At 70.8% G+C, this 16,987-nt stretch carries 14 protein-coding genes; 4 read left to right on the top strand and 10 right to left on the bottom strand.

Going from position 1 to position 16,987, the window contains the following annotated elements; translation table 11 throughout:
• Positions 1–8: 8 nt before the first annotated feature.
• Together cobA and mqo are read right to left on the bottom strand one after the other, a co-directional pair.
• Positions 9–1,298, bottom strand: coding sequence for a uroporphyrinogen-III C-methyltransferase (gene cobA, locus ACM26Y_RS10590; protein ID WP_416063396.1), 1,290 nt, complete (start codon positions 1,296–1,298; stop codon positions 9–11).
• A 383-nt stretch (positions 1,299–1,681) separates the two neighbouring features.
• Positions 1,682–3,211: a malate dehydrogenase (quinone) gene (mqo, locus tag ACM26Y_RS10585; RefSeq protein ID WP_289379226.1), complete on the bottom strand. Its 1,530-nt coding sequence runs from the start codon at positions 3,209–3,211 to the stop codon at positions 1,682–1,684.
• A 234-nt stretch (positions 3,212–3,445) separates the two neighbouring features.
• On the opposite strand from mqo, the gene ACM26Y_RS10580 reads away from it, so the two are divergent.
• Positions 3,446–4,453 carry an alpha/beta hydrolase gene (locus tag ACM26Y_RS10580; RefSeq protein WP_054374771.1) on the top strand — a complete coding sequence of 336 codons (1,008 nt, stop codon included), beginning with the start codon at positions 3,446–3,448 and terminating at the stop codon, positions 4,451–4,453.
• A gap of 31 nt (positions 4,454–4,484) precedes the next feature.
• Positions 4,485–5,858, top strand: a complete 1,374-nt coding sequence (gene mtr / locus ACM26Y_RS10575; RefSeq protein WP_371383087.1) for a mycothione reductase — start codon at positions 4,485–4,487, stop codon at positions 5,856–5,858.
• Positions 5,859–5,916: 58 nt separating this feature from the next.
• On the opposite strand, the gene ACM26Y_RS10570 is transcribed toward mtr, so the two are convergent.
• The 3 genes from ACM26Y_RS10570 to ACM26Y_RS10560 all read right to left on the bottom strand — a co-directional run bounded on the left by ACM26Y_RS10570 (position 5,917) and on the right by ACM26Y_RS10560 (position 9,117).
• Entirely contained in the window at positions 5,917–6,483 is a 567-nt protein-coding gene (locus ACM26Y_RS10570; protein WP_040784192.1) for a hypothetical protein, read from the bottom strand.
• Positions 6,484–6,531: 48 nt separating this feature from the next.
• Positions 6,532–7,389 carry a type I methionyl aminopeptidase gene (gene map / locus ACM26Y_RS10565; RefSeq protein WP_003938986.1) on the bottom strand — a complete coding sequence of 286 codons (858 nt, stop codon included), beginning with the start codon at positions 7,387–7,389 and terminating at the stop codon, positions 6,532–6,534.
• Between the two features lie 69 nt (positions 7,390–7,458).
• A complete protein-coding gene (locus ACM26Y_RS10560; protein ID WP_416063395.1) occupies positions 7,459–9,117 on the bottom strand; it encodes an AMP-binding protein in 1,659 nt (552 codons plus the stop codon).
• 106 nt (positions 9,118–9,223) lie between these two features.
• Here ACM26Y_RS10560 and ACM26Y_RS10555 point away from each other — a divergent pair, with 106 nt between their 5' ends.
• Positions 9,224–10,084 carry a helix-turn-helix transcriptional regulator gene (locus ACM26Y_RS10555; protein WP_003938988.1) on the top strand — a complete coding sequence of 287 codons (861 nt, stop codon included), beginning with the start codon at positions 9,224–9,226 and terminating at the stop codon, positions 10,082–10,084.
• A 39-nt stretch (positions 10,085–10,123) separates the two neighbouring features.
• Here ACM26Y_RS10555 and ACM26Y_RS10550 read toward each other — a convergent pair whose 3' ends face one another.
• The 5 genes from ACM26Y_RS10550 to dxr form a co-directional block, all read right to left on the bottom strand.
• Complete coding sequence (locus ACM26Y_RS10550) at positions 10,124–11,965, bottom strand: penicillin-binding transpeptidase domain-containing protein (protein WP_416063394.1); 1,842 nt, start codon at positions 11,963–11,965, stop codon at positions 10,124–10,126.
• Between the two features lie 68 nt (positions 11,966–12,033).
• The gene (locus ACM26Y_RS10545) at positions 12,034–12,870 is read right to left on the bottom strand and encodes a GNAT family N-acetyltransferase (RefSeq protein WP_003938990.1); all 837 of its coding nucleotides are present in this window, start codon (positions 12,868–12,870) and stop codon (positions 12,034–12,036) included.
• Positions 12,871–12,954: 84 nt separating this feature from the next.
• Positions 12,955–14,109: a flavodoxin-dependent (E)-4-hydroxy-3-methylbut-2-enyl-diphosphate synthase gene (gene ispG, locus ACM26Y_RS10540; protein ID WP_054374016.1), complete on the bottom strand. Its 1,155-nt coding sequence runs from the start codon at positions 14,107–14,109 to the stop codon at positions 12,955–12,957.
• Between the two features lie 45 nt (positions 14,110–14,154).
• Positions 14,155–15,372: a M50 family metallopeptidase gene (locus ACM26Y_RS10535; protein WP_289379231.1), complete on the bottom strand. Its 1,218-nt coding sequence runs from the start codon at positions 15,370–15,372 to the stop codon at positions 14,155–14,157.
• A gap of 15 nt (positions 15,373–15,387) precedes the next feature.
• Positions 15,388–16,551: a 1-deoxy-D-xylulose-5-phosphate reductoisomerase gene (gene dxr, locus ACM26Y_RS10530; protein ID WP_289379232.1), complete on the bottom strand. Its 1,164-nt coding sequence runs from the start codon at positions 16,549–16,551 to the stop codon at positions 15,388–15,390.
• Between the two features lie 142 nt (positions 16,552–16,693).
• Between dxr and ACM26Y_RS10525 the strand changes: the two genes are divergently transcribed.
• Positions 16,694–16,939, top strand: coding sequence for a DUF2631 domain-containing protein (locus tag ACM26Y_RS10525; protein ID WP_003938994.1), 246 nt, complete (start codon positions 16,694–16,696; stop codon positions 16,937–16,939).
• The last annotated feature ends 48 nt before the right edge of the window (positions 16,940–16,987 follow it).

Raw genomic sequence — 16,987 nt, 5'->3', positions numbered from 1 at the left:
GATCAACGTTACCGAGCGTCCGAGGCGACCTCGGCCACCGGCCCGGCGTCGAACGCGGCCACCGGCCCGATGACGACGATGGCCGGCGGGCGGATCTGTTCCTCCCGGACCCGGGCGGCGACGGTCTCCAGATCGGCCCGCAGCACCCGCTGGGTGCGCAGCGTGCCCTCCTGGATCACGGTGACCGGCGTCTGCGCGGGGCGGCCCCCCTCGAGCAGGGCGGCGGCGAACTGCTCGATCCGTTCGACCGCCATCAGCAGCACCAGCGTGCCGCGCAGGCGCGCGAGCGCACCCCAATCGGTGAGCGAATCCGGGTGGTCCGGGGCCACGTGCCCGCTGACCACGACGAACTCGTGGGTGACCCCGCGGTGGGTGACCGGGATCCCGGCCGCGGAGGGTACCGAGATGGCGCTAGTGATGCCGGGCACGACAGTCACGGGCACCCCGGCGGCAACGCATGCCTCGAGTTCCTCGTAGCCGCGACCGAACACGTACGGGTCGCCCCCCTTGAGCCGGACGACGAACTTCCCGGCCTTCGCGCCGTCGATCAGGGCCTGGTTGATGGCCTCCTGCGCCATCGCCCGGCCGTAAGGAATCTTGGCGGCGTCGATCACCTCGACGTGCGGGCCGAGCTCGGCGAGCAGCTCCGGCGGGGCCAGCCGGTCGGCGACGACGACGTCGGCCCGGGCCAGCAGGCGCCGCCCGCGGACGGTGATCAGGTCGGGATCACCCGGCCCACCGCCGACCAGCGCGACCCCGGGACGGGCGGGTTCGGCGTCTGCGACGACGGCGCCGGACTGCAGGGCCTCGCGGATCGCGGTGCGCACGGCCGCGGAGCGACGGTGGTCGCCGCCGGCCAGCACACCGACGGTCATCCCGTCGTAGTGGGCGGTGGCCGGGGTCACCGCGGTGCCGCGACGGGCGTTGTCGGCCCGGACGCAGAAGACGCGGTCGCGTTCTGCCTCCGCGACGATCGCGGCATTCGTGTCCGGTTCGTCCGTGCAGGCGATGGCATACCAGGCGCCGTCGAGATCCCCGGCGCGGTAGTCGCGCAGTTCCAGGGTGATCTGCCCGGCGGTCGCCATGCCCTCGACGGCGGGTGTCGCGGCACGGGTGATCACGTGCACGTGCGCCCCGGCGGCAACGAGCAGGCCGAGCCGCCGCTGTGCGACGGTACCGCCGCCGACCACCACCACTCGCCGGCCCCGCAGATTGAGCCCGACCAGGTAGTTGGTCTCGTCATCGGCAGCACTGGACACCGGCACTTCCCATCTTTCGGCACTGTCTGCAACGCGCATCACGCTGCGTGGAACGCACAAACACTACGGGCAGGGTGGTTTGCGGCGCCATCCGCCGTACGAACTTCGTGAGGGACGCCGCAGTCGCGGCCCACACGGCTCCGGAAGGATCAGCCGGGGAGGAGAGAAGCGCGGACCTGCCGGCGCAGCACTTTCCCGATCAGGGAGCGCGGCAGGTCGTCCACCACCACCACCCGTCGCGGGACCCTGTAGGCGGCCAGGCGCGACCGGCAGTGCTCCCGCGCCGGTGCTCACAGCCAAGGCCCACGCCACGCCGGAACGAGCGTAGACCGCCGGGCGGGACGCCAGGACGTTCCGGCGGACGAGACGGCCCGCGCGGGACCCGACCGGATCCCGCACGGGCCGTCTCCAGGACAGGATGGTCAGACCGTCGCCGGCTCCGCCGGGGCGGTGGCGTCGACCGGGGAGGCGACATCGAGCTGCAGGGACTTGGTACCCCAGCGCCACACCTTGTCGAACAGTGCGGTGTCGTCCGAGAGCTTGACTCCGAGGGACGGCACCATCTCCCGCAGGGTGTCCTGCCATGCCGTCCACCGGTCGGGGAAGCACCGTTCGAGCACGTCGAGCATCGCCGGAACGGCGGTCGAGGCCCCCGGCGACGCGCCGAGCAGGCCGGCGATCGTGCCGTCGCCGGCATTGACCACGGCGGTGCCGAACTCGAGCACTCCGCCCGCGCCCTTACGGCGGATGACCTGCACCCGCTGGCCGGCGGTGATGAGCTCCCAGTCCGCCATGCGGGCCTGCGGCACGAACTCGCCCAGGGTGCCGATACGGTCGCGCGGCGACTGCATCAGCTCACCGATCAGGTACTTGGTCAGTCCCATCTCGGTGAGGCCCACGCCGATCATCGACAGCAGGTTGTTCGGCTTGACCGACCCGGGCAGGTCGGTGAACTTGCCGTTCTTGAGGAACTTCGGGGACCAGCCGGCGTAAGGGCCGAACAGCAGGCCCTGCTTGCCGCCGATCACGCGGGTGTCGAGGTGCGGGACCGACATCGGCGGCGCACCCACGGCCGCCTTGCCGTACACCTTGGCGCTGTGCATGGCAATCAGCTCCGGGTTGGTACAGCGCAGGAACTGGCCGGAGACGGGGAAGCCGCCGAACCCCTTGGCCTCCGCGATGCCGGACTTCTGCAGCAGGTGCAGCGCACCGCCGCCGGCGCCGACGAACACGAACCGGGCGTGCACCTTGCGGGCCTGGCCGGTGCGACGGTTGCGGACCTTGACGATCCAGCTGCCGTCGGACTGCTTGTCCAGATCGGTCACGTCGTGGCCGAAGTGCACGGTGCCACCGGAGGCGGCGACGTTGTTCAGCAGCTGCTTGGTGAGGGCACCGAAGTCGACGTCGGTGCCGTCCTGGGTCCAGTTCAGTGCGATGGGCTCGGAGAAGTCACGGCCCTGCGCCATCAGCGGCAGCCGTTCGGAGAAGTACTCGGGGCTCTCCGAGTACTCCATCCCCGCGAACAGCGGGTGCCCGGCCAGCGCGTCGTAGCGGGCACGCAGGTACTTCACGTTGTCGGCGCCGTGGACGAAGCTGACGTGCGGAACGGGATTGATGAAGTTCTTGGGATCGGTGAGGATGCCGTTGTCCACCGCGAACGCCCAGAACTGGCGCGAGACCTGGAACTGCTCGTTGACGTTGATCGCCTTGGTGATGTCCACGCCACCGCCGGGCTTGGCAGGCGTGTAGTTCAGCTCGCACAGCGCCGAGTGGCCGGTGCCCGCGTTGTTCCAGGGGTCGCTGCTCTCGGCCGCCGCGGCGTCGAGCCGCTCGAAAGCGGTGATGGACCAGTCGGGCTGCAGCCGGCGCAGGATGGCGCCGAGTGTCGCGCTCATGATGCCCGCACCCACGAGCACTACATCGGTCTTGGCCTCTACCACGTTCTCTGACACTGGAGGATCGACTTCCTTGTCTGTTCGCACGCGCCGCTGCGTTCCGCACTGCGCCGCATGAGTGTCCCGTGCACGTCCGTGCTCGGCCGCCGGGTCTCGCTGAACTCACGGATCCCGGCGACGTCGCGGCCGCGCCGACTGCGACGAACAGGTTACCCGCGCGTTGTCCGGCGTTTGTCTTCACCCAATTGTGCCCCGACGACAGGTCCGCGTACCGACCAATACAGTGTGATCGTGACTACTTGGCAGCCCGACATCCTCGGTGACGGATACGAGCAGCTCACGCTGCCTCTCGGCCCCGATCCGGACGGTGAGGGCGAGGCCGTCGCCACCCTCGTCCGCTACCAGCCCTCCGTCTACCCCGGCGGCGAGTCCGCGCCGGACCGTGCGGTGATCTACGTGCACGGCTTCACCGACTACTTCTTCCAGCAGCACCTCGCCGAGCACTTCGCCGCCCAGGGTTACCGGTTCTTCGCCCTGGACCTGCGCAAGTGCGGGCGCTCGCGGCAACCCGGACAGACACCGCACTTCGTCACCGATCTGACCTACTACGACGCCGAACTCGAGGAGGCACTGCGGATCGTCCGCGGTGAGGTCGGCGGCGGCATCCTGCTCGTGGCGCATTCCACGGGCGGGCTGGTCCTGCCGTTGTGGCTCGATCGGTTGAACCGCCGGCCCGGCGGCACGGGCGGCGCCGGGATCCACGGCCTGATCCTCAACAGCCCGTGGTTCGACCTGCAGGGACCGTCGATCCTGCGCGGCCTCGGTACCGTCGCGGTCGATGCCGTCGGGCGGGTCCGCAGCCGCGCCGTCATCCCGGGGCAGAGCCTGGACACCTACGGGATGAGCCTGCACAAGGACGCCAACGGCCACTGGGAGTACGACCTGGACTGGAAGCCGCTGGCCGGGTTTCCCGTCACGTTCGGCTGGCTCCGTGCGGTCCGGCGCGGCCACGCGAAACTGCACCGCGGCCTCGATGTCGGCGTCCCGTCGCTGATCCTGCGGTCGAAGGACACCCGCTGGGCCCCCGCGTACGACCCCACGGTGGACACCGCCGACGCGGTCCTCGACGTCAAGCAGATCGCCCGGTGGGCCGGATGCCTGGGCGATCGCACGACGATCGTTCCGATCACCGGGGCCCGCCACGATGTGTTCCTCTCCACACCCGACGTGCTCGACGTGGCATTCCGGGAATTGGATCTGTGGCTGGACTGGTTGGACGGTCACAGCAGATCCCTGTGATCGTCCACGCGAACCTGACAACGGGAGAACAGTGAGTCACTACGACCTGGCCATCATCGGCACCGGATCCGGAAACTCGATCATCGACGAGCGATTCGACGGCCGGAAGGTGGCGATCCTCGAGCAGGGCACCTTCGGTGGTACCTGTCTCAACGTCGGCTGCATCCCCACCAAGATGTACGTCTATGCGGCGGAGGTCGCGCAGACCGTGCGCAAGGCCGCGAAGTACGGCGTCGACGCGACGCTCGACGGGGTTCGGTGGAGCGACATCGTCGACCGGGTGTTCGGCCGGATCGACCCGATCGCGGCCGGCGGAGACCGCTACCGCACCGAGGACTGCGCGAATGTCACCGTCCACCGCGGGCACGCCCGGTTCGTGGGCGAGCGCACCCTCGACACCGGTACGGGCGAGATCATCACCGCCGACCAGGTCGTCGTCGCAGCGGGCGCGCGTCCGGTGATCCCGCAGGAGGTGCTCGACGGCGGGGTCCGCTACTACACCAACGACGACATCATGCGGCTGCCGAAACTGCCGGAATCGCTGGTGATCCTCGGCTCCGGGTTCATCGCGATGGAGTTCGCGCATGTCTTCTCCGCTCTCGGCACCCGGGTGTCGGTGCTCGCCCGTACCGGCCAGTTGCTGCGGCACCTCGACCACGATCTGGCCGAGCACTTCACCGGCCTGGCCACCGACCGGTGGGACGTGCACCTGTCCAACCCCGCGACGGCGTTCCGACCCGTCGGTGACGGCGTCGAGGTGGAACTGGCCGACGGCACCATCGTCAGCGGCGACGCGCTGCTCGTCGCCGTCGGCCGCACACCCAACGGGGACGCACTCGACGCCGCCGCGGGCGGCATCGCGCTGCACGACGACGGCCGGATCGTCGTCGACGAGTTCCAGCGCACCACCGCGCGCGGGGTATTCGCGCTCGGCGACGTCTCGTCGCCGCACCAGCTCAAGCACGTCGCCAATCACGAGGCCCGCGTCGTACAGCACAATCTGCTCCACGACGCGTGGGGCGAGGACCTCTCGGTCCTGCGCCGCTCGGACCATCGGTTCGTGCCGTCCGCGGTCTTCACCGACCCGCAGGTCGCGACGGTCGGGTTGACCGAGGAACAGGCCCGCGCCCAGGGCTACGACGTCGCGGTGAAGATCCAGTACTACGGCGACGTCGCGTACGGCTGGGCGATGGAGGACACCGAGGGCTTCTGCAAGGTGATCGCCGATCGCACCACGGGCAAGCTGCTCGGCGCGCACATCCTGGGCGCCCAGGCGTCGTCGGTGATCCAGCCCCTGATCCAGGCGATGAGCTTCGGTCTCACCGCCCGGGAGACGGCCACCGGCCAGTACTGGATCCATCCGGCCCTGCCGGAACTGGTCGAGAACGCTCTCCTGGGGTTGTGACCGGTGTGTCCTTCAGGCGGTGGGGGCCGCCCGAAGGACACACCGGCGGCGAAGCCGCCTACCAGCTGCCGGTGCGCAGGGCGATCGCGCCGGCCAGTTCCGCGGGCGCCTCGGCCGGGATGTTGTCCACTCCGCTCAGTTCGACGACGCGGAACTCCGACAGGACGTACCGCATCGAGGCGTCGGCCTCCGGGCGGCGGGCAGCGCTGCCCACGACTACGGTGGTAGGCACCTCGGCGGGGGCGGCGTTCGCGTCCCGTACGACGCCCTCGACGTCCGGCACCGCCGGGTGGCCCCGGTCGGCGACCACCAGACTGGCGAACCGGCCGAACCGGCCCGAGGCAGCCGCCCACGCCAGCTCCGCTCCTGCCCCGCTGCCGACGAGATGCACCCACCGCAACTGCAGGGCGTCGAGCAGTGCGTGCACGCCCGCGACGTCGAGACCCTCGATGGTCTCCGGGACGAACGTACGCAGATCCGAACGGTGCAGCCGCTCACACACCGCGTCGTAGACGTCGGCGGATTCCCCGGCGCCGGGCAGCAACAGCACCGCATGCCGGCTCTCGGGGCCGTCGATGCGCACGGTGAAGGTGCCGGCCGGGATCGCCACGTCAGTCGGTTCCATGCCGAAGCACGGTACGCGACAAGGCGATGCGTCCGGCACCCGGCTGCGTCACGGCAGCGTGAGGATGTCCGCTCCGGTATCGGTGACCACGATGGTGTGCTCGAACTGGGCGGTCCACTTGCGGTCCTTGGTGACCACGGTCCAGCCGTCGTCCCAGATCTCGTAGTCCACGGTGCCGAGGTTGATCATCGGCTCGATCGTGAACACCATGCCCGGCTCGAGCACGGTGTCGACGGACGGCTGGTCGTAGTGCAGGATCACCAGCCCGTTGTGGAACGTCTCGCCGATGCCGTGGCCGGTGAAGTCACGCACCACCCCGTATCCGAACCGGTTCGCGTAGGACTCGATGACCCGGCCGACGACGTTGAGCGCCCGGCCCGGCTTGACCGCCTTGATCGCCCGCATCGTCGCCTCGCGGGTCCGCTCCACGAGCAGGCGGTGCTCCTCGGAGACCTCGCCCGCCAGGAACGTGGCATTGGTGTCGCCGTGCACTCCCCCGATGTAGGCGGTGACGTCGATGTTGACGATGTCGCCGTCCTCGAGCACCGTCGAATCCGGGATGCCGTGGCAGATCACCTCGTTCAGCGACGTGCAGCACGACTTGGTGAAGCCCTTGTACCCCAGCGTCGACGGATACGCGCCGTGGTCACACATGTACTCGTGCGCGATCCGGTCCAGTTCGTCGGTGGTCACGCCCGGCGCGACGGCCCGGCCCGCCTCGGCCAGCGCCTGGGCGGCGATACGGCCCGCGACCCGCATCTTCTCGATGGTCTCGGGGGTCTGCACCCACGGCTCGTGCCCTTCGTTCGCCGTCGGCTTCCACGCGTACTCCGGTCGCTCGATCCCGTTGGGGACGGCGCGGACGGGCGAGACAGTTCCGGGGACGAGTGCGGTGCGAACAGGCATGGTCACCAGGATAAGCCCCGGCCGGCGAGGGGCGACGCGGCGTCGGCCGCGCCGCCCCACGCGGGCGGCTCAGCCCTGGCGCAGGATGTAGCGCTGGATCTTGCCGCTCGGCGTCTTCGGCAGCTGCGGCACGAAGTGCACGGTCCGCGGGTAGGCGTGCGCCGCGAACTTGCGCTTGACCAGCTGCTGCAGCTCCGCCTCGAGCTCGTCGGTGCCCTCCACTCCGTCGCGCAGCACCACGAACGCTTCGAGCACCTCGCCGCGCAACTGATCGGGCATACCGACGACGGCGGCCTCGACCACATGCTCGTGCATCACCAGCACGCTCTCGACGTCGAACGGGCCGATCCGGTAACCCGCCATGATGATCACGTCGTCGTCGCGGGCGGAGAAGTAGAAGAACCCGTCCTCGTCCACCTGGCCGGCGTCGCCGGTCAGGTACCAGCGGCCGTCCTCGGTGAACCGCTGCGCGGTCTTCTCCGGGGCGTCCACGTACCCCGTGAACCACAGCAGGGGGCTGGCGTGGGTGTCGATCGCAACCCGGCCGGGCACGCCGGGGGCGGCGATCTCGTCTGAGTCGTCGGAGAGCACGGCGCAGGACCACCCGGGCAGGGGCTTACCCATCGACCCCGGCCGCACCTGCTCGCGCAGCCCGTCGGCCCACGCGTTGACGACGAACATGCCGTGCTCGGTCTGGCCGTAGTGGTCGCGCACGATCACGCCGAGGGTCTGCTCGGACCACGCCACGACGTCCGGGGTGAGCGGCTCGCCGGCGGACGAGGCGCGCCGCAGCGAGATCGACTCCGGCACCGGCGCCGAGTCCGCCCGCAGGCTGCGGTAGACGGTGGGCGCGGCCGCGAAGTTGGTGACCCCGAACTTCTCCATCACCTGCCAGGTGAGGGAGGCGGAGAACCCGGCGTGCAGCAGCAGGCTGCGCACCCCGGCGGCCAGCGGCGCGAGCAGCGCGTAGTAGAGCCCGTAGGCCCAGCCGGGATCGGCGGCGTTCCAGAACACGTCGTCCTCACGCACGTCCAGGCCGAAGTCCAGGTAGGCGTGGAACGACGCGAGCGCCCGCACCGGCACCGGCACACCCTTCGGGGTGCCGGTCGTGCCGGAGGTGAACAGCTGCACGAGCCCGCCGTGCCCACCGACGGCGACCGCGGCACCGCGCGGATCGTCCGCATCGTGCGAGGCCACCAGATCGGCGAAGCTCACCCCGATGCCGGCGGCAGTGTCCTCGGCGGGACCAGCGACGACGATCTGCCACGACGCGTCGGCGGGGATGTCCTCGCCGGGCGCGAGCTTGCCGACCTGATCCGCGTCGGCGACGACGACCTTCGCCCCGCTGGCCTGCAGTCGGAAACCGATCGCCGGGGGCGCGAACGCGGTGAACAGCGGCACGTGCACGGCACCGCGACGCCAGATGCCCAGCAGGGCCACCACCAGGTCCGCGGACTTGCCCATCAGGGTGGCGACATGGTCGCCCGGCTCGACGCCGAGATCGGCGAGGGCTGCGGCGAACCGGGTCGACTGCTCACGCAGCTCACCGAAGGTCAGGTCGGTCGCGGTCAGGTCCGCCTCGACCACTGTGAACGCGACGGCGTCCGCGGGATGCCCGTCGCACAACAGCTCTGCGGCGCACGCGTCGACGGTGTCGTAGCGGTCCAGCAGTTCCCGCACCCGTGCCTCCTGTCCGGAATGCGCACGCGCGGTGGTCTCGGTGGTCATCGAATCCGTCCTCTCGTGAAGCACCCCGGGGTGAACGTCCCGAGGATCGATTCCTTTATGATCCAAGTCACACGTCCGTCCCGATACCCCCGGAAAGGGGTGACCGATGGCGCCGGCCGGCACCTCGCCTCTCCTTCGTCCCCGCGACAGCGATGCACTGCGCGGGGAACTCCGTCGTACCGCGGCGGAGGCCCTGATCCCTGTGGTGTTCGCCGGGGAGGTCCGCGACGGGAACCTGCATCTGACCGAGTTCTTCGGCACCCGCACCAACGGCCTCGAGGGAGTCGTGGTGCCGCCGCGGGCCGGCCTGGGCGGGCTCGTGGTGGACCGGGCCCGGCCGGCGACGGTGCCGGACTACGGCCGGTCGTCGTCGATCACCCACCACTTCGATCGGCCGGTCCTCGGCGAGGGGCTGCGCTCGATCCTCGCGGTGCCGGTGATGGTGAGCGGCGCGGCGCGTGCCGTGCTCTACGGCGCGATCCGGGAGTGCTCACCGATCGGCGACCGCGCGGTGGGAGCCTTCGTGCAGGCGGCGCGACGGCTCAGCAGCGAGATCGCCGTCCGGGACGAGGTGGACCGGCGGCTGGCGATGCTCGGCTCCCTCGACCGCCCGGCCGAGAGCCCGGTCGCGGCCGCCCAGATCCGGGACGTGCATGCGGAACTGCGCGGCCTCGCCCAGTGCGTCGAGGATGCCGGCCTGCAGCGCAAGCTGCGGGCCCTGTCGGACCGGCTGGCCGGGGCGCTGGGCGGCCCGGCACCGCAGCAGACCGACGTGGTGCTCTCGCCACGCGAGACCGACGTGCTCGCGCACGTGGCGCTGGGATGCACCAACGCCGAGATCGCCGACCGGCTGTCGGTCGGTCAGGAGACGGTCAAGAGCTACCTGCGCAGCGCGATGGGCAAGCTCGACGCCCACACCCGGCACGAGGCCGTCGTGGCCGCGCGGCGCCTGGGGCTGCTGCCCTGACCGGCGACCGGAGGGCTCTCCCGCGCCGCGCCCGGCCGGTCAGTAGCCCTCCGGCAGCGCCGCGAACATGTCGCGCGTGACAGCGACGGCGTTGTCGGAACTGCCGCCGCGCACGACGAGCGTCGCGAACGCCAGGTCCCCGCGGTAGCCGACGAACCAGGCATGCGAACCGCCCTCGACCTCGGCCTCCCCGGTCTTGCCGTACACCTCGCCCTGGTCGCGGATGCGTTCGGCGGTGCCGCTGGTGATCACCAGGCGCATCATGCCGCGCAGGCCGTCGACCATCTCCGGGGTCACCGGCGGCCGGTCCCCGGTCACGACGGTCTCGCGTCCCTGCAGCAGGTACGGCACCGGGGTGCTCCCGTGCGCGACGGTCGCCGCGGCGAGCGCCATCCCGAACGGGCTGACGACGACACGCCCCTGACCGAAGCCGTCCTCGGCGCGCTGGACCATGTCCTCGGCGGGCGGCACCGACCCGGAGAACGTGGGCATGCCCACGATGTCGTAGTCAGGACCGATGCCGAACTGGGACGCCGCCACGGTGAGGGCGTCGGGCGCCAGCTCGGAGGCGATCTTGGCGAACGAGGTGTTGCACGAGCGCGCGAACGCCGTCGCCATCGGCACGGTGCCGACGGAGAACTCGTTATAGTTCGGGACGCTGCGTTCGCCGATCGTGATCCGGCCCGGGCAGGGCACCATCGTGCCGGGGGTGGCGACACCTCCGGAGATCGCGGCGCCGGAGGTGATGATCTTGAAGGTCGAGCCCGGGGGATACTGCCCGGCCAGAGCGACGGGGCCGTCCCGGTCGGCGGCCTTGTTCTGCGCGACGGCGAGGACCGCGCCGGTCGATGCCTCGATCACCACCATCATCGCCTGGTCGGTGCGCGCGTCCACGGCGGCCTGCGCTGCCACCTGGATGGGACGGTCCAGGCTGACCGAGAAGGACGGCGCGGGTTCGGGTGGGGTCTCGGTGAGCACCCCGGTGTCGACACCGTTCTGGTTGACCGCGACGACGCTCCACCCGGCCTTGCCGTCCACCTCGTCGATGACGGTCTTCTTGACCTGGCCGACGAGGTCGGGGGCGAAGGTGCGGTCGGTGGCGACGAGATCGGCCTGCTCGGTGATCGTGACGCCGGGCACCGACGCGAGGGTGTCGGCGACGCGTTCGTAGTCCTCCTCGCGCAGCCGCACGACCGAGTAGGCGCCGTCGGCGGCCGTCGCGGTCTCGGCGATCGACTGCGCGGTCAGCGACGGGTCGAACTCGGTCAGCGCCGCCGACAGCGCCCGCGCCGCCGCCCGGACGTCGCCGGCCTGCGCAGCATCGAAACCGATTCCGTAGACGATGCCCGGGACGAGCACGTCCGAGCCGGAATGCTCGTTGACGCGGGCACGCGGGGCGGGATTGGTCCGCAGCTGCATCCGCTGCCGGTCCCCGAGCTGGGGATGCAGGTTCGATCGCGTCCAGCGCACCACCCAGTCCTCGCCGCTGCGGCCCATGTTCATCTGCCCGGAGTACCGCCACACACGCTCGCCGGGCAGGTCCCACTCGTAGACGTAGGTGACGGTCGCGGTGTCCCCCTCGATCCGCACCCCGTCGGTGTCCACCTCGAGCCCTTCCGCCTGCAGCCCCGACCACGTCGCCGCGAGCGCCTCCTCGGCCGACTCGGGACGATCGGTCAGGGCAGCGGCCGCGGCGAAGTCCCGGTCGGCGAAGTCGGTGAGGAACTCCTGGGCGGCAGGCTCCGGTCCGGCGGGTTTCGGAGTGCATGCCACGACGCCGCCGGCCAGCGCGACGGCGGCTGCCAGGATCGGCACGAGCCGGCGCGGTGCCGCGACGAACCGGACAGGCGGGACCGGGGCGCGGGTGGATCGAGTTCTCATCGCCGTCATCGTAGGACCGGTGGCACCCGGGATCGGGGAGGCGACACGGACCCGGTCGAAGCGGCCCCTCAGTCCAGCAGAACCGTGCAGAAGGTCGCGACCTGCCGGAAGCCGATACGGGCATACGCCGCGCGGGCGCGGTGATTGAAGCTGTTGACGTACAGGCTCGGCAGCCGGCCACCGGCGGTGACGGCGGCGGCGACGGCCGCGGTGCCGGTCGAGCCGAGGCCGGCGTCGCGCCTGCCGGGGTCCACCCACACACCCTGGATCTGCCCCACCGACGAGGACTGGGAGCCGATCTCGGCCTTGAACACCACGCGGCCGTGCTCGAAGCGGGCCCATGCGCGTCCGGTGGCGATCAGGCTCTGGACCCGGCGTCGGTATCCCGATCCGCCGTCGCCCGCGCACGGGTCCACCCCGACCTCCTCGCGGAACATAGCGATCGCGGCCGGCATGTAGGCGTCGATCTCGTCCGGTCGCACGCGCCGCACCAGCGGGTCGGGGACGACGAGGGGTTCCCGGTCGAGTACCAGCAGCGGTTGTTCGGCCCGCACCTCACGCGCGGGACCCCATTCCGGCTGCAGGACCTCCCACATCGGCAATGCGAGTTCGGCGCGGCCGACGAGCGACGAGCACAGGCGGGGGCCACGGGCGGCGCGGTCCGCGAAGGCGTGCAGATCGTCGCGATCACCGAGCAGCGGGACGAGGTTCGCCCCCGAGAAGCACAGCGACTCGTCGGGTCCGCCCCGGCTCCACATGTCGCCGCCGACTGCGCGGGAATCGAGACCGTACTCCTCGATCCGGCCGGCCACCATGCACGCCGCCACCGGATCGCGGGCCAGCACCCGCAACACGTGTGCGGTGTCACGGCCACCGAGAGACCGGACTCCCAGAAGCTTGAGCACGTCCCACCACCTGTCGACTGCGGATACGCAATCAGACTGCCAGAAGCCGGGGCCGCGCGGGAGTCCTGTGCCCGCCGAACCGGTTCAGCCGACCGAGACCACCGGGTTTCCGGTGCCGGCGTCGCCTTCCATCTCCTCGGCGATGCGCATGGCCTCCTCGATCAGCGTCTCGACGATCTGGGCCTCGGGCACGGTCTTGACGACCTTGCCCTTGACGAAGATCTGGCCCTTGCCGTTGCCGGACGCGACGCCGAGGTCGGCCTCGCGTGCCTCCCCGGGGCCGTTGACGACGCATCCCATGACCGCGACCCGCAGCGGCACCTCCATGCCCTGCAGGCCGGCGGTGACCTCGTCGGCGAGGGTGTAGACGTCGACCTGGGCGCGGCCGCACGACGGGCAGGAGACGATCTCGAGCTTGCGCGGGCGCAGGTTCAGCGACTGCAGGATCTGGGTGCCGACCTTGATCTCCTCGGCGGGCGGCGCCGACAGCGACACCCGGATGGTGTCGCCGATGCCCTCGCTGAGCAGCGCACCGAACGCGACGGCCGACTTGATCGTGCCCTGGAACGCGGGCCCGGCCTCGGTCACCCCCAGATGCAGCGGGTAGTCGCACTGCGCGGCGAGCTGACGGTAGGCCTCGACCATCACGACGGGGTCGTTGTGCTTGACCGAGATCTTGAGGTCGCCGAAGCCGTGCTCCTCGAACAGGCTCGCCTCCCACAACGCGGATTCGACGAGCGCCTCGGGCGTGGCCTTGCCGTACTTGCTCAGGATGCGCGGATCCAGCGAGCCGGCGTTGACCCCGATACGGATCGGGATGCCCGCGTCACCGGCGGCCTTGGCGACCTCCTTGACGCGGCCGTCGAACTCCTTGATGTTGCCGGGGTTGACGCGCACCGCGGCGCAGCCGGCGTCGATGGCGGCGAAGATGTAGCGCGGCTGGAAGTGGATGTCCGCGATGACCGGGATCTGGCTCTTCTTCGCGATCGTGGCGAGCGCGTCGGCGTCCTCCTGGCGCGGGCACGCGACCCGGACGATGTCGCAGCCGGACGCGGTGAGCTCGGCGATCTGCTGCAGCGTCGCGTTGACGTCGTGTGTCTTGGTGGTGCACATCGATTGCACCGACACCGGGTGGTCGCTGCCCACGCCGACGTCGCCGACCATGAGTTGACGGGTCTTGCGCCGGGGCGCGAGGACGGCGGGGACTTCGGGCATGCCCAAACCGACGGGGCTGGTCACGTTTCGCCTTCTTTCGTAGCTACGCGGCAATTCTAGCGATGCGGGTCAGAACAGCTGGATGGGGTTGACGATGTCCGCGGTGAGTGTCAACAGCATGAACGCGCCGCCGATGAGGACGAACACGTAGGTGACGGGTAGCAGCTTCGTGTAGTCGACCGGGCCGCCGACCGGGAGCCCGCGCAGCCCGCGGATCCAGTTGCGGACCTTCTCGTACGCGACGACGGCGATGTGGCCGCCGTCGAGCGGCAGCAGCGGGAGCAGGTTGAACATGCCCAGGAAGAAGTTCAGCTGCGCGAGCAGCAGGACGAACATCTGCCAGATGCCACGCTCGGCGACCTGCCCACCGATGACGGAGGCGCCGACCACGCTGATCGGGGTGTCGGGGTCGCGTTCGCCGCCCGTCACCGACTCCCACAGCGCCCCCACCTTGCTGGGCAGGTCGGCGAGGGCCTGCGCGGTGAGGACGAACATGTCGCCGGTGAACTGCAGCGTGCCACCCACCGCCGTGACCGCGTTGTACTCGGTGACGGACGGCGGCGCGGCCACGCCGATGGCGCTGACGGTCTCCGAAGTGATCGCGCCCGTCTCGGGGTCCTGCACCCACCGCTGGGCGGACTGGACCGGCACCGGGATCGTCAACGTGCGGCCGTCGCGCTCGACGACGAAATCCACCGTGCCGGTCGCGGCGCGGGTGACGTCGACCAGGTCCGCGAACGTCGCGACCTCGGTGCCGCCGACGGAGACGACGACGTCCCCGACTTCGAGGCCGGCAGCGGCGGCCGGACCCGGCCCGCTGCACGGCGCGAGCTCGTAGCCCCCGGACTCACCGGCCTGGGTCGGTGCGACGCACGAGAGCTCGCCGATCTCCGCCGGGGTCTCCCCCAGCCGGGGCAGACCCCACGCCACGGCGAGCCCGAAGATCAGCACCATGCCGAGGACGAAGTTCATCGCGATGCCGCCGGACATCACCACGACGCGCTTCCACGCCTTCTGCTTGAACATGGCGCGCTCGTGCTCGTCCGGAGCCAGCTCGTCGAGCGCAGTCATGCCCGCGATGTCGCAGAACCCGCCCGCCGGGATCGCCTTGAGGCCGTACTCGGTCTCACCGCGCCGGAACGAGAACAGCCGCGGCCCGAACCCGATGTAGTAGCGCCGCACCTTCATCCCCAGACGCTGCGCGGTCCACATGTGTCCGGCCTCGTGCAGGGCGATGGATACGGCGATGCCGAGGGCGAACAGCACGACGCCCAGAACGAACATCATCGGTGGCCGGTCCTCCTACTTCACGAGCGCGTGGGCTCGGTCCCGAGCCCAGCCGTCGGCGGCGAGCACATCTTCCACGGTAGCGGGTGCGGCGGACCAGTCGTCGGCGTCGGACAGCACCGCCGCCACCGTGCGCACGATCCCGGGGAACGGCAGGGCACCGGCGAGGAACGCCTCCGCGGCCACCTCGTTGGCGGCGTTGTATACCGCGGTCAGGCAGCCACCGCCCTCCCCCGCGGCCCGTGCCAGCTCGATCGCCGGGAACACGTCGTGCGCCACCGGCTCGAACTCCCAGGTCGAGGCGGTCGCGAAGTCGAGGGCCGGCGCCGCGTCCGCGATCCGGTGCGGCCAGCCCAACGCGAGCGCGATGGGCAGCTTCATCGACGGCGGCGACGCCTGGGCGAGGGTGGAACCGTCGGTGAAGGTGACCATCGAGTGCACGATCGACTGCGGGTGCACGGTGACGTCGATCCGGTCGTAACCGATGCCGAACAGCAGGTGCGTCTCGATCAGCTCCAGTCCCTTGTTCACCAGGGTCGCCGAGTTCAGGGTGTTCATCGGGCCCATCGACCAGGTCGGATGGGCGCCGGCCTGCTCGGGGGTGACCGACTCGAGCCGTTCGGCCGTCCAGCCGCGGAACGGACCGCCGGAGGCGGTGAGCACGAGCCGGGCCACTTCGTCGGGGCTGCCGCCGCGCAGGCACTGGGCCAGCGCCGAGTGCTCCGAGTCCACCGGCACGATCTGCCCCGGGGCCGCGGCGGCGGTGACCAGTGCGCCGCCCGCGACGAGCGACTCCTTGTTGGCCAGCGCCAGGCGTGCGCCCGTCGCCAGGGCGGCCAGCGTCGGCTCCAGGCCGAGGGATCCGACGAGGGCGTTGAGCACCACGTCGGCCTCGACGTCGCGCACCAGCCCCGTCACCGCCTCCGGCCCGCTGCGGACCTGCAGGCCCGGGATGTCGAGCCGCGCGGCGGCCCGGGCGTTCGCGACGGCCACCTCGGTGACGCCGGTGACGCGGATCTGCTCGGCGAGCAGATCGATGCTGCCACCACCGGCGGCGAGACCGACCACCTCGAACCGGTCGGGGTTGGCGGCGATCACCTCGAGTGCCTGGGTGCCGATGGAGCCGGTGCTGCCGAGCAGCAGGACACGGGTGCGGGGGCTGGGTTGGGAGTCGACCACGCCGATATTGTTCCCGACCCTCCTGAGGGGAGGCTGAATCACCCGTCCGGCGCGCGGGAGCGCGCCCCCACTTCGTACGACGGCCGGTCGTATGTCACGATTGGCCCAACAGCGAAGATCTTTGCGACCAGGAGGACAAGCGGTGGCCGGTACCGAGTTGAAGACCACTGGCGTCGACACGGCCGAGGTGCCGTCGGCGGAGTGGGGCTGGAGTGGCGAGGCTCCCCGCCTGTTCCGTTTCATGGGCTGGCTCGTCGCCCTGTTCCTGCTCGCGATGATCATCGGTAACCACAACGGCAACGTCGAGAACTGGTTCCTCATCGGCTTCGCCGCGGCGCTCGTCGCCATCCTGGTGCGCGACATCGTCCGGCGCCGGCGTCGCAGGTAGCCGTACCTCCCCGCAGCAACGCCGAAGGGTCCGCCCGGTTCGTCCCGG

The organism is Rhodococcus indonesiensis (genome assembly GCF_047782815.1).
In the GTDB taxonomy this organism is placed as follows: domain Bacteria; phylum Actinomycetota; class Actinomycetes; order Mycobacteriales; family Mycobacteriaceae; genus Rhodococcus; species Rhodococcus indonesiensis.
The sequence above is the reverse complement of the archived record's forward strand: the minus strand, read 5'-3'. Positions and strand labels throughout refer to the sequence as shown.